17 protein-coding genes are annotated in these 21,705 nt (G+C 70.1%); 9 read left to right on the top strand and 8 right to left on the bottom strand.

All coding sequences use genetic code 11. The annotated features are described in order from the left end of the window. Nucleotides 1-79: 79 nt before the first annotated feature. The gene (gene dnaB / locus BS80_RS20435; protein ID WP_051967162.1) at nt 80-1,651 is read right to left on the bottom strand and encodes a replicative DNA helicase; all 1,572 of its coding nucleotides are present in this window, start codon (nt 1,649-1,651) and stop codon (nt 80-82) included. A gap of 556 nt (nt 1,652-2,207) precedes the next feature. Between dnaB and BS80_RS20430 the strand changes: the two genes are divergently transcribed. Beyond that, nucleotides 2,208-3,536 carry an MATE family efflux transporter gene (locus tag BS80_RS20430; RefSeq protein WP_035799417.1) on the top strand — a complete coding sequence of 443 codons (1,329 nt, stop codon included), beginning with the start codon at nt 2,208-2,210 and terminating at the stop codon, nt 3,534-3,536. Between the two features lie 81 nt (nt 3,537-3,617). Here the strand turns inward: BS80_RS20430 and rplI are convergent, their stop codons facing one another. The 4 genes from rplI to rpsF form a co-directional block, all read right to left on the bottom strand. Continuing rightward, nucleotides 3,618-4,064 (bottom strand): 50S ribosomal protein L9, encoded by a 447-nt coding sequence (rplI, locus tag BS80_RS20425; RefSeq protein WP_035799415.1) that lies wholly within the window; start codon nt 4,062-4,064, stop codon nt 3,618-3,620. A gap of 17 nt (nt 4,065-4,081) precedes the next feature. Next, on the bottom strand, nt 4,082-4,318 hold the full coding sequence (rpsR, locus tag BS80_RS20420; RefSeq protein WP_030304537.1) for a 30S ribosomal protein S18: 237 nt from the start codon (nt 4,316-4,318) through the stop codon (nt 4,082-4,084). Nucleotides 4,319-4,396: 78 nt separating this feature from the next. After that, nucleotides 4,397-5,011 (bottom strand): single-stranded DNA-binding protein, encoded by a 615-nt coding sequence (locus BS80_RS20415; protein WP_035799411.1) that lies wholly within the window; start codon nt 5,009-5,011, stop codon nt 4,397-4,399. 132 nt (nt 5,012-5,143) lie between these two features. Beyond that, nucleotides 5,144-5,434: a 30S ribosomal protein S6 gene (rpsF, locus tag BS80_RS20410; protein ID WP_035799409.1), complete on the bottom strand. Its 291-nt coding sequence runs from the start codon at nt 5,432-5,434 to the stop codon at nt 5,144-5,146. Nucleotides 5,435-5,754: 320 nt separating this feature from the next. On the opposite strand from rpsF, the gene BS80_RS20405 reads away from it, so the two are divergent. The 3 genes from BS80_RS20405 (at nt 5,755) to BS80_RS20395 (ending at nt 8,475) form a co-directional block, all read left to right on the top strand. Further along, a complete protein-coding gene (locus BS80_RS20405) occupies nt 5,755-6,054 on the top strand; it encodes a hypothetical protein (RefSeq protein WP_035799408.1) in 300 nt (99 codons plus the stop codon). A gap of 217 nt (nt 6,055-6,271) precedes the next feature. After that, nucleotides 6,272-7,390, top strand: coding sequence for a lipid II:glycine glycyltransferase FemX (locus BS80_RS20400; protein WP_035799406.1), 1,119 nt, complete (start codon nt 6,272-6,274; stop codon nt 7,388-7,390). Between the two features lie 32 nt (nt 7,391-7,422). Continuing rightward, nucleotides 7,423-8,475 (top strand): alanine racemase, encoded by a 1,053-nt coding sequence (locus BS80_RS20395; RefSeq protein WP_035799405.1) that lies wholly within the window; start codon nt 7,423-7,425, stop codon nt 8,473-8,475. Here BS80_RS20395 and BS80_RS20390 read toward each other — a convergent pair. Together BS80_RS20390 and BS80_RS20385 are read right to left on the bottom strand one after the other, a co-directional pair. Then, nucleotides 8,472-10,067, bottom strand: coding sequence for a glycosyltransferase family 87 protein (locus BS80_RS20390; protein WP_083974969.1), 1,596 nt, complete (start codon nt 10,065-10,067; stop codon nt 8,472-8,474). The genes BS80_RS20395 and BS80_RS20390 overlap by 4 nt on opposite strands. A gap of 123 nt (nt 10,068-10,190) precedes the next feature. Further along, nucleotides 10,191-12,848, bottom strand: coding sequence for a transglycosylase domain-containing protein (locus BS80_RS20385; RefSeq protein WP_157536409.1), 2,658 nt, complete (start codon nt 12,846-12,848; stop codon nt 10,191-10,193). A gap of 414 nt (nt 12,849-13,262) precedes the next feature. Here BS80_RS20385 and BS80_RS20380 point away from each other — a divergent pair, with 414 nt between their 5' ends. From BS80_RS20380 to BS80_RS37890, 4 genes are all read left to right on the top strand, one after another. Continuing rightward, nucleotides 13,263-13,946, top strand: coding sequence for a PadR family transcriptional regulator (locus BS80_RS20380; RefSeq protein ID WP_035799403.1), 684 nt, complete (start codon nt 13,263-13,265; stop codon nt 13,944-13,946). A 135-nt stretch (nt 13,947-14,081) separates the two neighbouring features. Then, the gene (locus tag BS80_RS20375; RefSeq protein ID WP_035799401.1) at nt 14,082-15,158 is read left to right on the top strand and encodes an inositol-3-phosphate synthase; all 1,077 of its coding nucleotides are present in this window, start codon (nt 14,082-14,084) and stop codon (nt 15,156-15,158) included. Nucleotides 15,159-15,252: 94 nt separating this feature from the next. Beyond that, the gene (locus BS80_RS20370; RefSeq protein WP_232246542.1) at nt 15,253-16,614 is read left to right on the top strand and encodes an MFS transporter; all 1,362 of its coding nucleotides are present in this window, start codon (nt 15,253-15,255) and stop codon (nt 16,612-16,614) included. 42 nt (nt 16,615-16,656) lie between these two features. Next, on the top strand, nt 16,657-17,595 hold the full coding sequence (locus BS80_RS37890; RefSeq protein WP_051966830.1) for an LppU/SCO3897 family protein: 939 nt from the start codon (nt 16,657-16,659) through the stop codon (nt 17,593-17,595). Between the two features lie 6 nt (nt 17,596-17,601). Here BS80_RS37890 and BS80_RS20360 read toward each other — a convergent pair whose 3' ends face one another. After that, a complete protein-coding gene (locus tag BS80_RS20360) occupies nt 17,602-19,041 on the bottom strand; it encodes a CCA tRNA nucleotidyltransferase (protein WP_035799398.1) in 1,440 nt (479 codons plus the stop codon). A 337-nt stretch (nt 19,042-19,378) separates the two neighbouring features. Here BS80_RS20360 and BS80_RS20355 point away from each other — a divergent pair, with 337 nt between their 5' ends. Continuing rightward, nucleotides 19,379-21,652 (top strand): DUF6049 family protein, encoded by a 2,274-nt coding sequence (locus tag BS80_RS20355; protein WP_332262179.1) that lies wholly within the window; start codon nt 19,379-19,381, stop codon nt 21,650-21,652. The last annotated feature ends 53 nt before the right edge of the window (nt 21,653-21,705 follow it).

Below are 21,705 nucleotides of genomic sequence, written 5' to 3'. Positions count from 1 at the left end.
CGGTTTGTTTATGCAATTGACCCACGCACCAAGCCGGTCGGGAGCCGAAGGCGCGCTTTCTGCGACCCGTGCGGGGAAATCAGTCGCGCGTCATGTCGACAAAGCGTGAATAGTGGCCCTGGAAGGCGACCGTGATGGTGGCGGTGGGGCCGTTGCGGTGCTTGGCGACGATCAGGTCGGCCTCGCCCGCGCGGGGCGACTCCTTCTCGTACGCATCCTCACGGTGCAGCAGGATGACCATGTCGGCGTCCTGCTCGATCGAGCCGGACTCACGCAGGTCGGAGACCATCGGCTTCTTGTCGGTGCGCTGTTCGGGACCACGGTTCAGCTGGGAGAGCGCGATCACCGGGACTTCGAGCTCCTTGGCCAGCAGCTTGAGGTTTCGCGACATGTCGGAGACCTCCTGCTGACGGCTCTCGGCCCGCCGGGAGCCGCCGGACTGCATCAGCTGGAGGTAGTCGATGACCACCAGCTTGAGGTCCTGACGCTGCTTCAGGCGGCGGCATTTGGCGCGGATCTCCATCATCGACAGGTTGGGCGAGTCGTCGATGAAGAGCGGCGCGGCGGTGACGTCCGGCATCCGGCGGGCGACCCTGGTCCAGTCGTCGTCCGTCATGTTGCCCGAGCGCATGTGGTGCAGCGCGACCCGGGCCTCCGCCGAGAGCAGACGCATGGCGATCTCGTTGCGCCCCATTTCGAGCGAGAAGATCACGCTCGGCAGGCCGTTGGTGATCGAGCAGGCCCGGGAGAAGTCCAGCGCGAGCGTGGACTTGCCCATCGCGGGCCGGGCCGCGATGACGATCATCTGGCCCGGGTGCAACCCGTTGGTCAGCGCGTCGAGGTCGGCGAAGCCGGTGGGGACGCCGGACATCTGGCCGTTGCGGGAGCCGATCGCCTCGATCTCGTCGAGGGCGCCCTCCATGATGTCGGCCAGCGGGGCGTAGTCCTCGCTGGTGCGCTGCTCGGTGACGGCGTAGATCTCGGCCTGCGCCGCGTTGACGATCTCGTCGACGTCGCCCTCGGCGGCGTAGCCCATGCCGGCGATCCGGGTGCCGGCCTCGACCAGGCGGCGCAGCACGGCGCGCTCGTGGACGATCTCGGCGTAGTACTCGGCGTTGGCGGCGGTGGGGACGGAGTTGACCAGGGTGTGCAGATAGCCGGGGCCGCCGACCCGGGCCAGCTCGCCGCGCTTGGTGAGTTCGCTGGCGACGGTGATCGGGTCGGCCGGCTCGCCGCGGGCGTAGAGGTCGAGGATCGCGCTGTGGATGAGCTCGTGGGCCGGGCGGTAGTAGTCGAGCGGCTTGAGCACCTCGACCACGTCGGCGATGGCGTCCTTGGAGAGCAGCATGCCGCCGAGGACGGACTGCTCGGCGGCGAGGTCCTGCGGCGGGACCCGCTCGAAGCCCTCCATGCCACCGGAGCGCTCGCGGTCACCGTCCTTCCCGCCGCCGCTGCCGCCGCCGTCCCGGTCGCGCTTGCGGAAGTCCCCGCCCTTGCCGCCCCCGCCGCCGGAGCCGCCCTTGCCGCCGCCCGGGCCGCCCTCAGCGCGGTTGCGGGAGACCGGGAGCCGGTCGCTCGGGCCGTCGGGCTGGAAGGGCCCGGAGAATGCGTCATCGGACGGCTGCCAGTCGTCCTCCGGGGGCGGAGGCACGTCGTGGTCGTCGTACTGGGGGCCGGTCACGCGTGTTCCCCGATCAGCGAGCGGTGCGAGTGCGGTGCGAGGGCGGAGTGGTCAAGGAGGGCGGCCGGGGTCACGAACCGGTCCACCTCCTTCTTACGCCACGGTGCCGACAAAACGGACGCCGGGTGGGCATCTGGCGCGTCGGACGAGCGCCCACGCTAAGGGGCCGGAGGGCCTTCGACCAAGACGGTTATCCACAGGGCGTGTGGATGACGGGACCTGTCCTGTGGACAACTGCCCGAAACCTGTGCACGAGCATGTGGACGGCCCTGTGGATAACCACACCATCCGTCCAGTGTCAACTTGCTGACCTGCGATGACTCGTTCTGATGGCTGTGCATGAGAAATTCTTCACACAGGCACGAATCGACCCTCCCCCGCCGGGCAACAGGCCCGTCGCTCACAGGTACGAGTAATAGCTGAGACGACATTGCGCCGCTTACCTGTGGATGGTTACGGTGACGGCTGTGCACAGCAGCAGCCCAGCCGCACGGCCATCCACCAGACCAGCAGAACCGGTGACCTCATGACAGCCCCGCGCACCGACCGTCGACGCCAGGACCGGGAGATCCTGGCCCTGGCCGTTCCGGCCTTCGGCGCCCTGGTCGCCGAGCCGCTCTTCCTGCTGGCCGACTCGGCGATCGTCGGCCACCTCGGCACCTCCCAGCTGGCCGGGCTGGGCGTCGCGGGCGCGGCGCTGTCCACGATCACCGGGGTGTTCGTCTTCCTCGCCTACGCCACCACCGCCGCCGTGGCCCGCCGGATCGGCGCCGGCGACCGCCGCGGCGCCGTCCAGCAGGGCATCGACGGCATCTGGCTCGCCCTGCTGCTCGCCGTCCCGCTGGTGCTGCTCACCCTCGTCGGCGCGCCCTGGATCGCGGACGCGCTGGGCGCCTCCGACACCGCCGCGCCGTCCGCGGTGACGTACCTGCGGATCAGCTCGCTGGGCGTGCCCGCGATGCTGATGGTGCTGGCCGCCACCGGCGTGCTGCGCGGCCTGCAGGACACCCGCACCCCGCTGCTGGTGGCCGTGGCCGGCTTCACCGCCAACATCGGCCTCAACCTCGCTCTGGTCTACGGAGCCGGACTCGGCGTGGCCGGCTCCGCCTGGGGGACGGTGCTGGCGCAGACCGCGATGGCCGCCGCCTACGTCGTCGTGGTGCTCCGCGGCGCCCGCCGGGAGCGGGCCGGCCTGCGCCCGGACGCGGCGGGCATCCGGGCCTGCGCCAAGGCGGGCTGGCCCCTGATGGTCCGCACCCTCAGCCTGCGCGGCGTGCTGATGGTCGCCACCGCGGTGGCCGCCCGGCTGGGCGACCGGGAGATCGCGGCCCACCAGATCGCGATGACCCTGTGGACCTTCCTCGCCTTCGGCCTGGACGCGATCGCGATCGCCGGACAGGCGATCATCGGCCGCAGCCTGGGCGCCGGGGACGCCCCCGCAGCCCGCGCGGCGACCCGCCGGATGGTCCAGTGGGGCGTCGGCTCGGGGGTGCTGCTGGGCCTGCTGGTGGTGCTCGCCCGCCCGCTGTACGTGCCGCTGTTCAGCCCGGACCCGCAGGTGCAGGACGCCCTCTCGGCCGTCCTGCTGCTGGTCGCGCTCACCCAGCCGGCAGCCGGTCTGGTCTTCGTCCTGGACGGCGTCCTGATGGGCGCCGGGGACGGCCCCTACCTGGCCTGGGCGATGCTGGTCACGCTGGCCGTCTTCACGCCGGTGGCGCTCGCCGTACCGGCCCTCGGCTGGGGGCTGCTGGGCCTGTGGTGGGCGATGAACCTCTTCATGCTGGTGCGCGGCGCGTTCCTGCTGAGCCGGGTCCGCGGCGGGCACTGGCTGGTGACCGGCGCCGTGCGGGCCTGACTCGAGGAGCCGGGAAAGACCCGAGGGCCGGCGCTCCGCGAACGGAGTGCCGGCCCTCGGGCCGTTCGACTGCTAGGCAGTTCAGGCAGACACGACGGCGACGTCGAGGTTGGCCTGGACGTCCGCGTGCAGCTTGACCGACACCTTGTGGGTGCCCACGGTCTTGATCGGCGAGGCGATCGTGACGGCGCGCTTGTCCACAACCGGGCCGCCGGCGGCCTTGACGGCCTCCACGACGTCGGCCTGGGTCACCGAGCCGAACAGGCGGCCGGCGTCGCCGGAGCGAACGGCCAGCTTGACCTGCAGGCCCTCCAGCTTGCCCTTGAACTCGTTGGCAGCCTCAAGGGTCTGGATCTGGTGGACCTTGCGAGCGCGACGGATCGCGTCGACGTCCTTCTGTCCGCCCTTGGTCCAGCGAATGGCAAAGCCACGGGGGACGAGGAAGTTACGTGCGTAACCGTCCTTGACCTCGACAACCTCGCCGGCGCCACCGAGGCCGGAGACCTCGTGAGTGAGGATGATCTTCATTCTTTGGTCACCCTCTCTTAGCGCGCGGTGCTGGTGTAGGGCAGCAGGGCCATCTCACGGCTGTTCTTCACGGCCGTGGCGACGTCACGCTGGTGCTGGGTGCAGTTGCCGGTGACCCGGCGGGCGCGGATCTTCCCGCGGTCGGAGATGAACTTGCGGAGCAAGTTCGTGTCCTTGTAGTCAACGTAGTTGACCTTGTCCTTGCAGAAGACGCAAACCTTCTTCTTCGGCTTGCGAGCAGGCGGCTTCGCCATTGTGTGCTCCAAAGTGGATTCACGATCCGGGCCGGCGCGTCAGCACACGGCTCCGGGTCGCACGAAATCTGTCAGCTCTTAGAACGGAGGCTCTTCCGAGAAGCCGCCACCGGACGGGGCACCCCAGCCACCGCCGCCACCCTGGTTTCCACCGGGTGCCGGAGCGCTGGACGCCCACGGGTCGTCGCTGGGACCGGACTGGCCGCCGCCGGAGGTGTTGCCACCCCAGCCGCCGCCGCCCTGCTGGCCACCGCCGCCGAACCCGCCGCCCTGCTGCTGGCCGCCGCCGAAGCCGCCGCCACCACCAGGTCCGCCCTGGCCACCGGACCGGTTGGCCCGGGTCACCTTGGCGGTCGCCGAGCGAAGGCTCGGGCCGACCTCATCGACCTCGACCTCGAAGACCGTCCGCTTCTCGCCTTCCTTGGTCTCGTAAGACCGCTGGCGCAGTCGGCCCTGCACGATCACGCGCATGCCGCGCTGCAGCGACTCGGCCACGTTCTCCGCCGGCTGACGCCAGACGTTGCACGTGAGGAAGAGGCTTTCGCCGTCCTTCCACTCGTTCGTCTGACGGTCGAAGGTGCGGGGAGTGGACGCGATGCGGAACTTCGCGACCGCCGCACCCGACGGGGTGAAACGCAGCTCGGGGTCGTCGACGAGATTGCCGACGAGTGTGATGACGGTCTCGCCTGCCATGGTGTGATGGCCTCTCGGGAGGAGGAGTTCCGTTCAGCGATGTTTCACGCTTCAGCGGTGCTAGTAATGGCTTCCGCCACGTGAAACATCGGACCTGGACTACCGCGGACCCCGAAGGGTCTCAGCGGTGGCTCAGTGGGTGTCCGGGCGCAGGACCTTGGTCCGCAGAACCGACTCGCTCAGCGAGAACTGGCGGTCGAGCTCCTTGACAACCGCGGGCGTGGCCTTCAGGTCGATGACCGTGTAGATGCCCTCGGACTGCTTGTTGATCTCGTACGACAGGCGACGACGACCCCAGGTGTCGACCTTCTCCACGTTGCCGCCGCCTTCGCGGACAACGTTGAGGAAGTTCTCGATCAGGGGGGAGACAGCGCGCTCCTCGACCGAGGGGTCGAGGATGACCATCACCTCGTAGTGACGCATGAGTAACCCACCTCCTTTGGACTCAACGGCCACGGTCTCTCCGTGGCAGGAGGGTTGTGCAGCGTCGGCACTGGAGGAGTGACCGACCGCGGTCCACCGTAGTGGCCGGGTCTGACAGTGCCGCTCCATCGACCCGCCGACGGGTGGGAACCCACGAGCGGAGACAGGACGGGCACAACTACACCAGTGCAGACCGCACAGCCTACCCGCACCCGTACGGCCGAACAAAACGCGTACCGGTTGAGATCCAGGGGTCAACCGGCGCAATCTGGGCACAACGGCTACACGCGCATCCTCGCCCTCCGCAGGAGGTGGGTTCCATGGCACAGTCCGTCCGCCGATTTCCCGCACTCACGCTGAACACCGACGGTCACACCCATCCCAGGGAGAACACCCTGGTCGGTCTCACCGTGATCTTCGGCCTGGTGGCCTTCATCTCCGCCGGCTTCTACAACCTGCATCTGCTGAGTTCCTGGGCCGGACTCGGCGGGATCGTCACCGGCCTGTGGGGGCAGTTCATCTCGGTGACCACGGCCGAGCGCTTCGTGATCGTGATCGCCCTGGCGATGTCCGTGATCGGCTTCGGAATGGGCCTGGCGCACGGCGGACTCTGGGGCTGACCCAGCCCGCAGCGGTGCACACGAACGGCGTTTCCCCGCTCGGCCGGGGAGCGCCGTTCGTCGTGCACCGGGCCTGCTGCGACACCCCCGCGGGCCCTAGGGTTCCGTCAACGCGCCGCAACCAAGCCGCCCGAAACGGACCATTCGGGCGATAGGGTCACACAAGCCCGCCCTTCGCCCCGTGCTTTTCCGACACCAGCCAAGGAGCACCCCGAGCATGAGCCTGCGTCTGAGGACGATCACCCGCGAGGAGCATCTGTCCTTCATCAGGAGCCTGCCGTCCGCGAGTCACATGCAGGTGCCCTCGTGGGGCGAGGTGAAGGGCGAGTGGCGCAGCGAGTCGGTCGGCTGGGTGGACGCGTCGGGTGCGGTGGTGGGTGCGGGGCTGGTGCTGTACCGGCAGTTGCCGAAGGTGAAGCGGTACCTGGCGTACCTGCCGGAGGGCCCGGTGATCGACTGGTTCGACCCGGATCTGGACCGCTGGCTCCAGCCGCTGCTGGCGCACCTGAAGTCGCAGGGCGCGTTCTCGGTGAAGATCGGGCCGCCGGTGGTGGTGCGCCGCTGGGAGGCCTCCACCATCAAGGAGGCCGTGGCGGGCAAGGAGGCCAAGCGGCTGCGGGACGTCGAGCCGGACTGGTACGAGCCGCGGGCCTTCGAGGTGGCCGACCGGCTGCGCAAGTCGGGCTGGCTGCAGGGCGAGGACGGCGGCGCCGGCTTCGGCGACGTCCAGCCGCGCTACGTCTTCCAGGTGCCGCTGGCCAGCCGTTCGCTGGACGACGTGCAGCGCGGCTTCAACCAGCTGTGGCGGCGCAACATCAAGAAGGCGGAGAAGAGCAGCGTCGAGGTGGTCCAGGGCGGCTACGACGACCTCGCGGTCTTCCACCAGCTCTACCTGGTGACCGCCGAGCGCGACCGCTTCACCCCGCGCCCGCTGTCGTACTTCCAGCGGATGTGGAAGGCCCTGACCTCCGAGGACCCCAACCGGATGCGGCTCTACATCGCGTACCACGAGGGCGAACCGCTGGCCGCCACGACGATGCTGACGGTCGGCGAGCACGTCTGGTACTCCTACGGCGCCTCCGCCAACCACAAGCGCGAGGTCAAGCCCTCCAACGCCATCCAGTGGCGGATGATGCGCGATTCCTACGCGCTCGGCGCCGGGATCTACGACCTGCGCGGCATCAGCGACACCCTCGACGAGGACGATCCGCTGTACGGCCTGATCCAGTTCAAGCTCGGCACCGGCGGCCAGGCCGCCGAGTACCTCGGCGAATGGGACTTCCCGCTCAACAAGCTCCTGCACAAGGCCCTGGACCTCTACATGTCCCGCCGCTGAACCACCGTGACGCACCACCTCCGGAGAGCTCGATGACTCTGTCGCTGTACGTGGACACCGACCGCTGGCGGGCGCATCAGCACGCTCTGCTCGCCGAGTTCCCGGGCCTGGTCCCGGTGGCCAAGGGCAACGGCTACGGCCTGGGCAACGCCCGCCTGGCCCAGGAGGCCGGGCTGCTGGGCACCGCGCTGCTGGCGGTGGGCACCGCCGACGAGGCCGCCGAGGCGGTCGACCGGTTCCCCGGCGAGTTGCTGGTGCTGACGCCCTACCGGATCGGCGAGGACAGCCCGCAGCTGCCGTCCCGGGTGCTGCGCACGGTGGCGAGCGTGGAGGCGGTCCGGGCGCTGCCCGGCGCCCGGGTGGTGGTGGAGTGCATGACCAGCATGCGCCGGCACGGGATCGCCCCCGGTGACCTGGTGCACCTGGCCGAGGCCGTCCACGACGTCGCCTTCGAGGGCTTCGCGCTGCACCTGCCGCTGGACCGGCCGGACGGCTCCGACCCCGCCACCGAGGTGTCGACGTGGGTGCAGGCGATCGGGCAGGCCGGCTTGCCCGTCGACACCGTCTACCTGAGCCACCTGGGCGCCCCCGGCGTGGCCTGGCTGAACGTGCGCCACCCGCACACCGAGTTCCGCTCCCGGATCGGCACCCGGCTCTGGCTGGGCGACATCGGCGCGCTGGAGGCCCGCGCGACGGTGCTGGACGTGACGCCCGTCGCCAGGGGGGACCGCTACGGCTACCGCCAGCACAAGGCGCCCTCCGACGGCCACCTGCTGGTGGTTTCCGGCGGCACCGCGCACGGCGTCGGCATGGAGGCGCCGAAATACGTGCACGGACTGATGCCGCGCGCCAAGGGCATCGCCCGGGCCGGGCTGGCGACCGTCAATCGCACGCTGTCGCCCTACTCCTGGCAGGGCCGACAGCTCTGGTTCGCCGAGCCGCCGCACATGCAGGTCAGCATCCTGTTCCTGCCCGCCGACAGCAAGCCGCCGGTCCTCGGCGACGAACTGTCCGTCAACGTGCGGCACACCACGACGCACTTCGACCGGGTGACAGACCGCCAGGCCGTCTCCCAGGGAGTCTAGGAGCGCTCGGGAGCCGACTGCGGGCTCGCCTCGTCGACGGTCCAGTCCACCTGGTCGAGCTCCCCGGAGCGCGCGTCCGCCAGCCAGTCGTCCCGGTTGGCGGGCGCGAAGGCGGCGTACGACTCCGCCTCGCGCAGCCTGCGGGCCGCGCCGATCACGAACCGGTCCGGAGCGAGGTCGAGCACGCCGCCCGACGGGTCGTCACTGCCGTCCCAGCGGACCGGGTCCCGGTCGGGGCGCAGGATGTCCCGGATCACCACGGCACACAGGTAGAGCGTGCCCAGCAGGTGCAGGATGACCGCGAAGTGGTACCAGTCCTGGCCGATCCCGTGCTGCTTGGCGTCACCGGTGTAGGCCAGGTAGGACCAGATGCCGAGGAAGTACAGCACCTCGCAGGCCTGCCAGATCAGGAAGTCGCGCCAGCGCGGCCGGGCCAACACCGCCAGCGGGATCAGCCAGAGCACGTACTGCGGGGAGTAGACCTTGTTGGTGACGACGAAGGCCGCGACGATCAGGAAGACCAGCTGGGCGTAGCGCGGCCGGCGCGGGGCCGACAGCGCGAGCCAGCCGATGCCCAGGCAGCAGGCGATCAGGAGGCCGGCGATCCAGTTGTTCAGGCCCGCCAGCGACTCGTTGCGGTCCTGCATGAGGATCATCCAGAAGGACCCGAAGTCCTCCTTGCGGGTCTGGCTGAAGGTGTAGAAGGTGGCCCAGCCGTCCCAGTTGGCGATCATGATCGGGACGTTGACGAGCAGCCAGGCGCCGACCGCACCCCCGGTCGCCTGCCAGAAGGCCCGCCAGCGTCCGGCGCGCCAGCAGAGCACCAGCAGCGGACCGAGCAGCAGCAGCGGATAGAGCTTGGCCGCGGTGGCCAGGCCGATGAAGACGCCCGCCCAGACCGTCCGGCTGTTCGCCCAGTACGCCATCGCCACGGCGGTCAGCGCGACCGCGAGCAGGTCCCAGTTGATGGTGGAGTCCAGCGCGAGGCAGGGCGCCAGCGCGAACAGCAGCGCGTCCCAGGGGCGGCGGCGGTGGGTGCGCGAGAGCGCGATCACGGTGACGACCGCGCAGATCAGCAGCATCGCGGCGTTGACCATCCAGAACCAGCGCTCGCGGTCCTGGATGACGCCGCCCTGCGGGGTGAGCCAGCCCGCGATCTGCATGAAGAAGCCGGTCAGCACCGGGTACTCCAGGAACTTCATGTCCGGAGCGGGCGACGGGATCATGTCGAGATAGGGGTGCAGACCGTCGGCGAACCCGCGGGCCGAGTACAGGTGCGGGATGTCGCTGTAGCAGGCGTGGGTGTACTGCGCGGTCGCGCCGAAGAACCAGCCGCTGGTGTAGCAGGGCACCTTCTGCACCAGGCCGAGCGCGTAGGTGACCACGGTGAAGAGCGCCAGCACCCGCGCCGGGATCCACCAGGAGACCCCCAGCAGGGCCCGCCGGCCGGGCGGGCCGCCGAGGAACTCGCTGCCGGCCGCCGCGACCGGGTCCTCGTCCGCGGGGACGACCACGGTGTTGGGCAACGGTCCTTCCGCGACCGGGGCCGCTGCCTCGGGCCCGGTGGATTCGTCACGCGCGATCGACGTCATGGCGCACATACTGCCGCACGACCGTGACGGGGACGAGAAGGACCCCGCGAGCCGCACGCGCGAGAACGGCCGTGGCGGCCCCGCTCGGTTGCGGGGCCGCCACGGCCGTTCCTGCGCTGTCGGCTACTGGCCGAGCAGTCCACCAGCCGCTGTCGGCGGCGCCGAGCTGGTCGGCGGGCTGGTCGGCGGGCCGGTGGGCCTGCCGCCGTGGCTTCTGGTCGGGGACGGGCTGTCGGTCGGGCCACATCCGAAGACCACGTCACAACCGGTCGGGCCCGAGCTCGGCAGCGACGGCGTCGTGGGCGCACCGGTCGGCGGCTGGGCCGGGGCCGAGCTGACCGGGGCGGCCGGGGGCGCGGTGCTGGGAGCCGGCGCCGTGGCGGTGTCGGTCGCCGTGGCGGAGGCCGAGGGCGACGGCGAGGCGGTGCTCGGCGCGCCCGAGGCGTCGACCTCGGTGTTGACCGATTCCGGCGTCGGGAAGTCGGTCGACGGGACGTTCGCCAGCGCGGCCTTCATGTACTCGGTGAAGATCTCGGTGGGGAGGTTACCGCCGTAGAAACCGCCGACCGCGCCGCCGGTGCCGGTCAGCGACAGCAGCTTGGGGTTGGCCGGGTCCTCACGGAACATGCTGACCGCGGTGGCCAGCTGCGGGGTGTAGCCGTCGAACCAGGCCGAGACGCCCTTGTCGGTGGTACCGGTCTTGCCGGCCACCGGGCGGCCGAGCGCCTTGGCCTTGGTACCGGTGCCCCGCTGGACCACGCCCTGCAGCACGTCGGTGATGTTGTCGGCGACCGCCTGGTCGAGGACCGGCTTCGGCGTCGGCTTGGTGAAGGCGGGCTTCAGCACGCCGTTGAACGAGACCTTGGTCACCGAGTACGGGTCGGTCTGCATCCCGCGGGCGGCGAAGACCGAGTAGGCCGAGGCCATCCGGATCGCGCTCGGGGTGGAGGTACCGATCGCGAAGGAGGCCGTGTTCGGGTCGGCGAAACTCTCCTTCTTCAGGCCCATCTTCTCGGCCAGCGCCTCCACGTTGGTACCGCCGACGTCCTCGCCGAGCTGCACGTACGGCACGTTCATGGACTGCTCCATGGCGGTGCGCAGGGTCACGAAGCCCGGGTCGCCGGGGTCGTCGTTCTTCTGCCGGAACGGCTTGTTGCTGGCGTCGAGCACGAGCGAGCCGTCCGGTTTGCGGATGGTGCTCATGTCGGCGCCGCTGTAGCGGCTGTCCTCGTTGATCCGGGTGGGCTTGCCGTCGGCGCCGGTCTGGGTCAGCACGCCGGTCTGCATGGCGGTGGCCAGCACGAAGGGCTTGAAGGTCGAGCCGACCGGGACACCGGAGGCGTCGGCGTTGTTGACGAAGTGGTTCTGGTCGTAGCCGGGACCGCCGTAGATCGCCACGATCGCCCCGTCGCCGGGGACCACCGAGGCCGCGCCGACCTGGACGTTGGTGTCCGTGTCGGGCCGCTTGGCGGGGTTGAGGTTCTGCGAGCTGATGTCGTCGACGGCCTTCTTCAGCGCGTCGACCTTGTCCTTCTGGAAGGTCGTGTAGATCTGGTAACCGCCCTGCGCCAGCGTGGCGTCGGTGATCGTCGGATCCTGCGCCTCGAGGTACTTGTTGGCCGTGTCGACCAGGTAGCCGATCTCGCCGGTCATGTTGGACGCGGTCTTGTTCGGGATCGGCATCGGGAACTGGCTGCACTGGGCACGGTCCGCGGCGGACAGCGAGTGGGTGGCCACCATCCGGCCCAGGACGTAGTTCCAGCGGTCCGTCTCACGCTGGAGGTTGGCCTTGCTGAGGCTGGGGTCGTAGTCGTTGGCACCCTTGAGCAGACCGGCCAGCATGGCGCTCTGACAGACGTTCAGGTCCTTGGCGTTGACGCCGTAGTAGGCCTGGGCAGCCGCCTGGATGCCGTTGGCGTTGCGGCCGAACCAGCTGGTGTTCAGGTAGCCGTCAAGGATCTGGTCCTTGGTGAGCTTCTGGTTGATCTTCAGCGTGATGAAGAACTCGCTCAGCTTGCGGCTCAGGGTCTGGTCCTGGCTCAGGTAGGCGTTCTTCACGTACTGCTGGGTGATCGTGGAACCACCCTGGGTCGGACCGCCGGTGGCCATGTTGTAGACGGCGCGGGCGATGCCCTGGGGGTCGATGCCGCTGTCGGTCTTGAAGGACTCGTTCTCGGCGGCGATCACCGCGTTCTGCAGGTTCGGGCTGATGTCGCTGAGCGGGACGATCTGCCGGTTGGTCTCGCCCTTGCGCGTCATCTCCGAGCCGTCGGCCCAGTAGTAGATGCTGTTCTGGTCCTTGACCAGGTCCTTGATGTTGGGGATCGCGGTGTTCGCGTAGGTGACACCGACCGCGCCCACTCCACTGCCGAAGATCAGCAGGAAGATCGTCAAGCACTGCTTCCACGACGGGAGCCAGCGGCGGACGCCGCTCTTGCCCCAGCGCGGGTAGTCGATGAACCGCTTCTTGCCCGGCGGCTTGCCGCCGTCACGGCCGCCGGCGCCGGCGCCGGAGGCGGACGCGGTGGTCGCGCCCTTGCGGCCGCCCTTCTGGGAGGCCTTGCGCATCTCGGCCCGAGTCAGCCGCGGCTGCTGGGCGGTCGACCGGGTACCCCGGGGGGCACCGGGGGCGCCGCCCCGGTTGGGCCTGGGCCGTCCTGGCGTGTCATAGGACGGCGCACCCTCCGGCGGACTGCCGTAGGCGTACGGTTGCCCGCCGTTGCTGCCCTCGGGTGGTTCGTCGCCGCCCGAGTTGTGCGACCTACGCCGGTGTTCGCTCATTGTCCAGTAACTCCTAGGCCAGGCACGGACGCCTGAAGACAGGTTCCCCTTCCAATGCCCGCAACCGCCCTAGGCCTTGTGTACGGCCGCTGCCCCGATGGTGGTCCTCGTGCACACGCGACAGCGTACGCACCCTGAAACCCTGACTAATCGGGCATCAGGAACTAATCACCAGAAAACCACCGCAGATCATTACATCCCCGTTGCCAAGACCCCCCGAGATGGCCGCGACCTGGGGCGCGAACAGATCGAACGAACTCTTGTGATCACATTCACCCGTGCCCCTCTTGCCCCAATCGTGACCTCGGCCTATCGTTCTCGATATATCGAGTCGATACATCGCAGCGGCATAGCCGACCGCGAGGTACCGAGGGCCCCGGCAGGGGCGAGTCGTCGGAGAGGAGGCCGGACAGCGTGAGCAGGCGTTCAGGAGTGCTGGAGTTCGCCGTTCTCGGCCTGCTGCACGATGCTCCGATGCACGGCTACGAGCTGCGCAAGCGGCTCAACGTACTGTTGGGGTCGTTCCGTGCGTTCTCGTACGGCACGCTCTACCCCTGCCTGAAGAACCTGGTCGCCCAGGGCTCGCTGGTCGAGGACAACCCGGACACCGCGTACGTCCCGGCCACGGCACTGAACGGCAAGCGGTCGAAGATCGTCTACCGGCTCTCCTCCGAGGGCAAGGAACGCTTCGAGGAGCTGCTCGCCGACTCGGGCCCGGACGCCTGGGAGGACGAGCACTTCGGCGTGCACTTCGCCTTCTTCGGTCAGACCGACCGAGCCGTGCGGATGCGCGTCCTGGAGGGCCGCCGCAGCCGGCTGGAGGAGCGGCTGGAGCGGATGCGGAGTTCGATCGCCCGCACCCGCGAGCGCTTCGACGACTACACGCTCGAGCTGCAGCGGCACGGCCTGGAGTCGGTGGAGCGCGAGGTCCGCTGGCTGAACGAGCTGATCGAGACCGAACGGGCCAATCGGAGCGGGCGCGGCATCGTGTCCCCGAGAGGCCAGGAAACACCACAGTCTTCGGACGGCCGTGGCGACGAGGACGGATCTTCGGATCCGCCCCGGCCACCGTACGACCGCCCGGGGCACTCCGCCTAGGAGTGCCGCCACCGCGTCTGCCCTGTGCCACGCGGCGGAAGTGGGCGCAGCGCGCCCGTCAGACAGTCAGATGAGAAGCAAGACGAGGATCGTCGGTCTCCGACGGACCTCACGAGATCACAGGGAGCAACCGGAATGGGTTCGGTTCGCGTAGCCATCGTGGGCGTCGGCAACTGCGCCGCGTCGCTGGTGCAGGGTGTCGAGTACTACAAGGACGCCGACCCGGCCGGCAAGGTCCCCGGGTTGATGCACGTGCAGTTCGGCGACTACCACGTCTCCGACGTGGAGTTCGTCGCCGCGTTCGACGTCGACGCCAAGAAGGTGGGCCAGGACCTGGCGCACGCCATCGGCGCCAGCGAGAACAACACCATCAAGATCTGCGACGTGCCGCCGACCGGCGTCACCGTGCAGCGTGGTCACACCCTCGACGGCCTGGGCAAGTACTACCGGGAGACCATCGAGGAGTCCGACGAGGCTCCGGTCGACATCGTGCAGGTCCTCAAGGACCAGCAGGTCGACGTCCTGGTCTGCTACCTGCCGGTGGGTTCGGAGAACGCCGCCAAGTTCTACGCGCAGTGCGCGATCGACGCCAAGGTCGGCTTCGTCAACGCTCTGCCGGTGTTCATCGCGGGCACCAAGGAGTGGGCGGACAAGTTCACCGAGGCCGGCGTGCCGATCGTCGGTGACGACATCAAGTCGCAGGTCGGCGCCACCATCACGCACCGCGTGATGGCGAAGCTCTTCGAGGACCGCGGTGTCCTCCTCGAGCGCACCATGCAGCTGAACGTCGGCGGCAACATGGACTTCAAGAACATGCTCGAGCGTGAGCGCCTGGAGTCCAAGAAGATCTCGAAGACGCAGGCCGTCACCTCGCAGATCGTCGACCGCGAGCTGGGCGCCAAGAACGTCCACATCGGCCCGTCGGACTACGTCCAGTGGCTCGACGACCGCAAGTGGGCCTTCGTCCGCCTCGAGGGTCGCGCCTTCGGTGACGTCCCGCTGAGCCTGGAGTACAAGCTCGAGGTCTGGGACTCCCCGAACTCGGCCGGTGTCATCATCGACGCCGTGCGCGCCACGAAGATCGCCATGGACCGCGGCATCGGCGGCCCGATCCTCTCGGCGTCCTCGTACTTCATGAAGTCCCCGCCGGTGCAGTACTTCGACGACGAGGCTCGCGACAACGTCGAGAAGTTCATCCGCGGCGAGGCCTGAGTCCGCGAGCCCTGAGCTCCCGACTCCGATCTCCGTCTGACTGTGGCCGATGTTTCACGTGAAACATCGGCCACAGTCATGACACCCTGAGCGTGTGGCGATCACCAGACGGCCGGCACCGGCCCCCAGCTCCCAGCTCACCGGCCACGCCACGCTCCGCGGGCTGATCCGCACGCGCGACTTCCGTCGGCTGCTCACCGCCCGGCTGCTCTCCCAGCTCTCCGACGGGGTCTTCCAGGTCTCGCTGGCCTCGTATGTGATCTTCTCCCCGGAACGCCAGTCCAGCCCGGCCGACATCGCCTCGATGCTCGCGGTGCTGCTGCTGCCGTTCTCCGTGATCGGCCCGTTCGCCGGGGTGCTGCTGGACCGTTGGCGCCGGCGCCAGGTGCTCTACCTGGGCAACCTCGCCCGCTTCGGCCTCGGCCTTGTCACCGCCGCACTTCTGCTCGGCCGGGCTCCCGAATGGCTCTTCTTCGGCGCCGCCCTGCTGGTCACCGCGCTCAACCGGTTCATCCTGGCCGGACTGTCGGCCGCGCTCCCCCGGGTCGTCGAACCGGCCCAGCTGGTCACCGCCAACGCCGTCTCCCCCACGCTGGGCACCGTGGCGGCCGCCGCCGGTGGTGGCATCGGATTCCTCTTCCACCAGGTGCTGCCCCCCGGGCAGAAGGCCGACGCCGGCCTGGTCTGCATCGCGGCCGTGCTCTACCTCAGCGCGGCCCTCGCGGCGCACCGGATGGACCCCGAGCTGCTCGGCCCCGAACACCACCCCGACCGTCCCGACCTGCGCGCGGCCCTCGGCCAGGCCGGGCACTCGCTGGCGGACGGCGTGCGCCACCTCGTCAGGGACGGCCGCCCGGCGGTGCACGCGCTGGCGGCGGTCACCGCGGCGCGGTTCTGCTACGGCGTGCTGATCGTCGTGGTGCTGATGCTCTCCCGCTACACCTTCAACCAGCCCGGCGACAGCAAGGGCGGACTGGCCACCCTGGGCACCGCGTTGGGCTTCTCGGCGGTCGGCTTCTTCCTGGCGGCCGTGGTCAGCCCGTGGTTCACCCGGCGGCTGGGGCTGACCGGCTGGATGGTCGCCTGCCTCGCCTCGGCCGCGGTCTTCGTCCCGGCGCTGGGGCTGCTCTTCTCCGAGGGCCCGGCGATGGTGGCCGCCCTGCTGCTCGGGGTGGTCACCCAGGGCACCAAGATCTGCGCCGACACCATCGTGCAGAACGCCGTCGAGGACGACTACCGAGGCCGCGTCTTCGCCCTGTACGACGTGCTCTTCAACGTCGCCTTCGTGGCGGCGGCCGGGGTGAGCGCGCTGGTCCTGCCACTGAACGGGCGCTCGGTCGGCCTGGTGGTCGGCGTCGCCCTGCTCTACGCGCTGAGCGCGGTGCTCTACGGACGGGCCTGCCGACGCGCCGATCCGTCGGCCAGGCGTGGGCTCGTGTTCGGCACGACTCGCTAGGGTTCGTCACTCACCCGTCCTGCCACGTCCTGGGAAGTCCTCGTGAGCAATCCGTACCCGCCGCCGAACCCGTACGCCCCGCAGGGCCGGCCGCCGCTGCCCAGCCCGTACGGCCGCGGGCCGGTGCCGGTGGGCTACCCGCCGGCGCCCGGGTACGGCTACCCGACCGCGCCCCCGCCACCCGGGGCGTACGGCCGGCCGCCGGCCGGATATCCGCAGCCCTACCCGTACGCGCCGCCGGCGCAGATGCCCGGCGGCGGCTACCCCCAGGGCTACCACCCCGGCGGCCCGGCCTGCCGGATCTGCGGCGGGTTCCCCGCGGTCGACGTCACCGTGCACGGACACCGCGGCATGATCGTGATCATGCGGTTCCTGCGCAGGCGCGGACCGTTCTGCCGAATATGCGGCACGGCCACGGTCCGCGACATGTCGCAGCAGACCCTGCTGCGCGGCTGGTGGGCCTATCTCTCCTCGGTCTTCACCCTCATCGCGCTGCTGCGCAACCGCGCGGCCTACCGGAAGATCCGGCAGCTGCCACCGCCCGCGCCCGGCACGCACGGCCCGCAGCTCGACCCGGGAGTCCCGCTGACCAGGCGCGGGGCGATCTTCATGCTGGCCCTGCCGATCGTCTCGCTCCTGCTGGCGCTCGGGCTGCTGATCGTGCAGGCCGCGCTCTTCGCCGGAACCGCCGCCACGAAGACGTCCGGCGGCTCGGCGACGGGCAACGGCTCCGACGTGGCCACCGCCAAGGCCGGCGACTGCGTGCACAACGAACACCCGACCACCAGCACCGAGGACCCCACCCCGAAGCTCGTGATCGTGCCCTGCGGCGCCACCAACGCCGAGTACAAGGTGGCCGGCCGGATCGACGGCGCCACCGACGGCGCCACCGCCTGTCGCCAGCAGTTCCCGTCGGCCAGCACCTGGTACACCCGCGAGAGCGGCGGCGACGGCTTCGTGCTCTGCCTGCTCCCCAACTAGTGCCGCTTACTGCTCCTGCTCGGCCGCCCACCAGGTCTTCAGCGCGGCCACCGCGGCCTCGTGCTCCATCGGGCCGTGCTCAAGGCGCAGCTCCAGCATGTGCTTGTAGGCCTTGCCCACCTGCGGGCCGGGCTTCAGCTCCAGTAGCTCCATGATCTGGTTGCCGTCCAGCGCCGGGCGGATCGAGTCCAGCTCCTCGCGCTCCTTGAGCTGGACGATCCGCTCCTCCAGACCGTCGTAGGTGCGCGAGAGGGTGGCGGCCTTCTTCCGGTTGCGGGTGGTGCAGTCGGAGCGGGTCAGCTTGTGCAGACGCTCCAGCAGCGGACCGGCGTCGGTGACGTAGCGGCGGACGGCGGAGTCCGTCCACTCGCCGCCGCCGTAGCCGTGGAAGCGCAGGTGCAGTTCGACCAGCTGCGAGACGTCGTCGATCAGTTCCTTGGAGTACTTCAGCTCCCGCATCCGCTTGCGGGTCATCTTCGCGCCGACCACCTCGTGGTGGTGGAAGGAGACCCGGCCGTCCGACTCGAAGCGCCGGGTGCGCGGCTTGCCGATGTCGTGCAGCAGCGCGGCCAGTCGCAGCGTCAGGTCCGGACCGTCCTGCTCCAGCGCGATGGCCTGCTCCAGGACGGTCAGCGAGTGCTCGTAGACGTCCTTGTGCCGGTGGTGCTCGTCGGCCTCCAGCTGGAGGGCCGGAAGCTCGGGCAGGACGAAGCCGGCGAGCCCGGTGTCGACCAGCAGCCGCAGGCCCTTCACCGGGTGGTCGGCGAGCAGCAGCTTGTTGAGCTCGGCCTGGACCCGCTCGGCCGAGACGATGGTGATTCGCTCGGCCATCGCGGTCATCGCCACGACCACCTCGGGAGCGGGCGTGAAGTCCAGCTGGGCGGCGAAACGGGCGGCCCGCATCATCCGCAGCGGGTCGTCGGAGAAGGACTCCTCCGGGGTGGCCGGCGTGCGCAGCAGCCGGGCCTCCAGGTCGTCCAGGCCGTGGTGCGGGTCGACGAATCCGCGACCCGGCAGGTCGACGGCCATCGCGTTCACGGTGAAGTCGCGGCGCACCAGGTCCTGCTCGATGGTCTCGCCGTAGGTCACCTCGGGCTTGCGCGAGGTGCGGTCGTACGCCTCGGAGCGGTAAGTGGTGATCTCGATCAGGAAGCTGCCGTCGGCGGTGTCCTTGCGGGCGCCCACCGTGCCGAACGCGATGCCGACGTCCCAGACCGCGTCCGCCCAGCCGTTCACCAGCTTGAGCACCTGCTTGGGCCGGGCGTCGGTGGTGAAGTCCAGGTCGTTGCCCAGCCGACCGAGCAACGCGTCCCGCACCGATCCGCCCACCAGGGCCAGCCGGAACCCGGCCGCCTGGAACCGTCGAGCGATCTCGTCCGCGACCGGGGAGACCCTGAGCAGCTCCTGAAGCCCGCGCGTCTGGGCCTCGCTCAGGCCTGGCAGCACCGTCGCGGCGGCAGCGGGAAGGGGGGTCTCGGGGCTGGAATCATCGACGTGGGACACGGCACACAAGCGTACGTGTCCCAGCGGCCCTGACGCCCGCGGGTTTCGCCGGCCGTCACGGTCGCTCATCCCAAGGCCCGCAACACTGCGGGCCGGGCAACGTCGTTACCATGCGGGTGGGGAAAACTCGGGTGCGCCACCACGAGCCGTTCGACAGGACGGCCCGCGGCAGCATGCAGCGCCCGAGCGGACGGCACCAGGACAGTGCGGGACAGCGCGGAACACCTCCGCGTGACGTTGACGAAGACGACAGCGAACCGGAACGGCGAGGGCGAAGCGCGTGGGCGAGCCAGCACGGCACACGGGAAGTCCTCGCAGGTCGGGCTCCGGTTCCCGACCATCGGCCCGCCTGCGGGCCGGAGCACTGTCCGTCGGCTGCGCCCTTGGGCTGCTCGGCGTCATCGCCGCCCCGCCCGCGCTGGCCGCGCCCGCCTCGGGCTCCTCCGACACACCCGTGAACGTCGTCATCAGCAACGTCCAGCCGGTCGCCCCCGGCCCCACCGGCCAGCTGACGATCACCGGCCAGGTCACCAACACCGGCTCGGGCACCATCAGCCACCCGCACGCCGGGCTGGAGCTGGGCAGCCACGACAAGCCGCTGAGCACCCGCAGCGACATCGCCGCGCTGTTCGCCAGGACCACACCCACCAGTGCCGACGGCAAGGAGCTCACCGACCCGGCGCCCAACCAGCTGTCCGACCTGGGCCCCGGCGCCACGGCGCCGTTCAGTTTCCAGGTCCAGATGGCCGACCTGAAGCTCGACAAGAGCGGTGTCTACGAGCTGGCAGTGGACGTCCAGGACGACAACGACCGTGTGGTGGGCATCGGCCGCACCGTCCTGCCGTACTTCGCGGACCCCAAGGACGCCCAGCCCACCCAGGTCGCCACGCTGTGGCCGCTCACGCACGCCCCCGAGCTGGTGGCCCAGACCACGGACACCGACCAGACCCCGGTGCTGCGCGACGACACCCTCGCCACCGACCTCGGACCGAGCGGCCGGCTCGGCCAGCTGGTCACGACCGGGGCCAAGATCAACTCGCTGACCTGGGTGATCGACCCGGAGCTGCTGGACACCGTCTTCGCGATGACCAAGCCCTACCGGGTCCAGCTGGCCGGGCACGGCGGCGAGCCCGCCAAGGCCGACAACACCAAGGCCGGCACCGGAACGGCCGTGGCGACCGCCTGGCTCGCCGCGCTGCGCGCCGCGGTGGCTGCCAACGGCTCACAGGTGGTCGCGCTGCCCTACGGCGACCCCGACCTGGCCTCGATCGCGCACAACGGCTCCGGTTTGGTGGGTCTGGACACCGTGACCGGCAAGGCCCGCACGGCCGGCAAGGTGACCGTCGAGGGCCGGCTGTCCACCGACGTGACGGACAACGTGGCCTGGCCCTACCAGGGCGTCCTGGACCAGCCGACCGCCGCCACCGCCAAGCAGCTCGGCGGCACGACGGTGCTGGTGAACAGCTCGAGCATGCCGGAGAGCCTCGCCTACACCCCCAATGCCGCCCGCCCGATCGGCAACGGCCAGACCGGCGTGGTCGCCGACAGCACCGTCGCCGCGCTGTTCCAGGGCGATCTCAACAGCCCGCTGAGCCAGGCCGAGGCGCAGCGGCGCTTCCTGGCCGAGACCCTGGCGGTCACCCTCCAGCAGCCGAGCGTCCCGCGCACCATGCTGGTGATGCCGCCACGCGACCTGACCGTGGGCAGCGCGCAGGCCCTGGCCGACTCGCTGGCCGCCGCCCAGGCCGGCAAGTGGACCACCCCGGCCACGCTCGACGCCGTCACCGCGGCCGCCGCCGACAGCAGGGCGACCACCAGCGTCCCGGCCGCCGACACCTACCCCGGCGACCTGCGCGCCACCGAACTGTCGACCAAGGACCTGGCGACGGTCGCCCAGATGCAGCAGGACGTCGACCGGCTGGTGCGGATCCTCACCCTCCCGCAGCGCGTCAGCAGCCCGTTCAGCGCCGCGATGCTCCGCTCGCTGTCCACCGAGTGGCGCACCCAGCAGAAGGCCGGCCAGGACTTCCGCACCAACGTCACGGCCTACCTGGCGCAGCTGACCACCGCCGTGGCCATCGCGCCCAAGAGCAGCGTGGTCACTCTTGCCGGTGATTCCGGCCTGCTCCAGGTCAGCGTCAAGAACGACCTCACCCAGACCGTGCTCAACCTCGAACTGCGGCTCACCTCCTCGCAGCCGAACCGGCTGAACGTCAGCCAGCCCGGCTCGATCGTGCTGGGCGCCGGGCAGAGCGCCTCGCTGCGCTTCACCGCCCGCGCCAAGGGCAACGGGGTCGTCCCGATGACCGCCCAGCTGTGGACGGTGGGCCCCGACGCCCAGCCCTACGGCCCCGAGGTGCAGTTCAAGGTCGACGTCACCCACGTCCCCAGCGGCGTCTGGTGGGTGGTCGGTGCTGGCGTGCTGCTGGTGCTGCTGGCCGGGCTGCGGATCTACCTCAAGCGGAAGAAGGGCCTCGTGGCCGCCGGGGACCCGGACGCCCCGCTCGCGGTCGGCGAAGGCGAGGACGACGCGCCGCCGGCCGAGCAGCCGTAGCCGGACGGCAGAAGGCGCAGGGGCGAGCCGCGTCGAAAGCCGGGATCGGGCGG

It is taken from the genome of Kitasatospora mediocidica KCTC 9733 (genome assembly GCF_000744225.1).
Lineage (GTDB): Bacteria > Actinomycetota > Actinomycetes > Streptomycetales > Streptomycetaceae > Kitasatospora > Kitasatospora mediocidica.
This window is presented reverse-complemented; position numbering and strand designations above follow the sequence as displayed.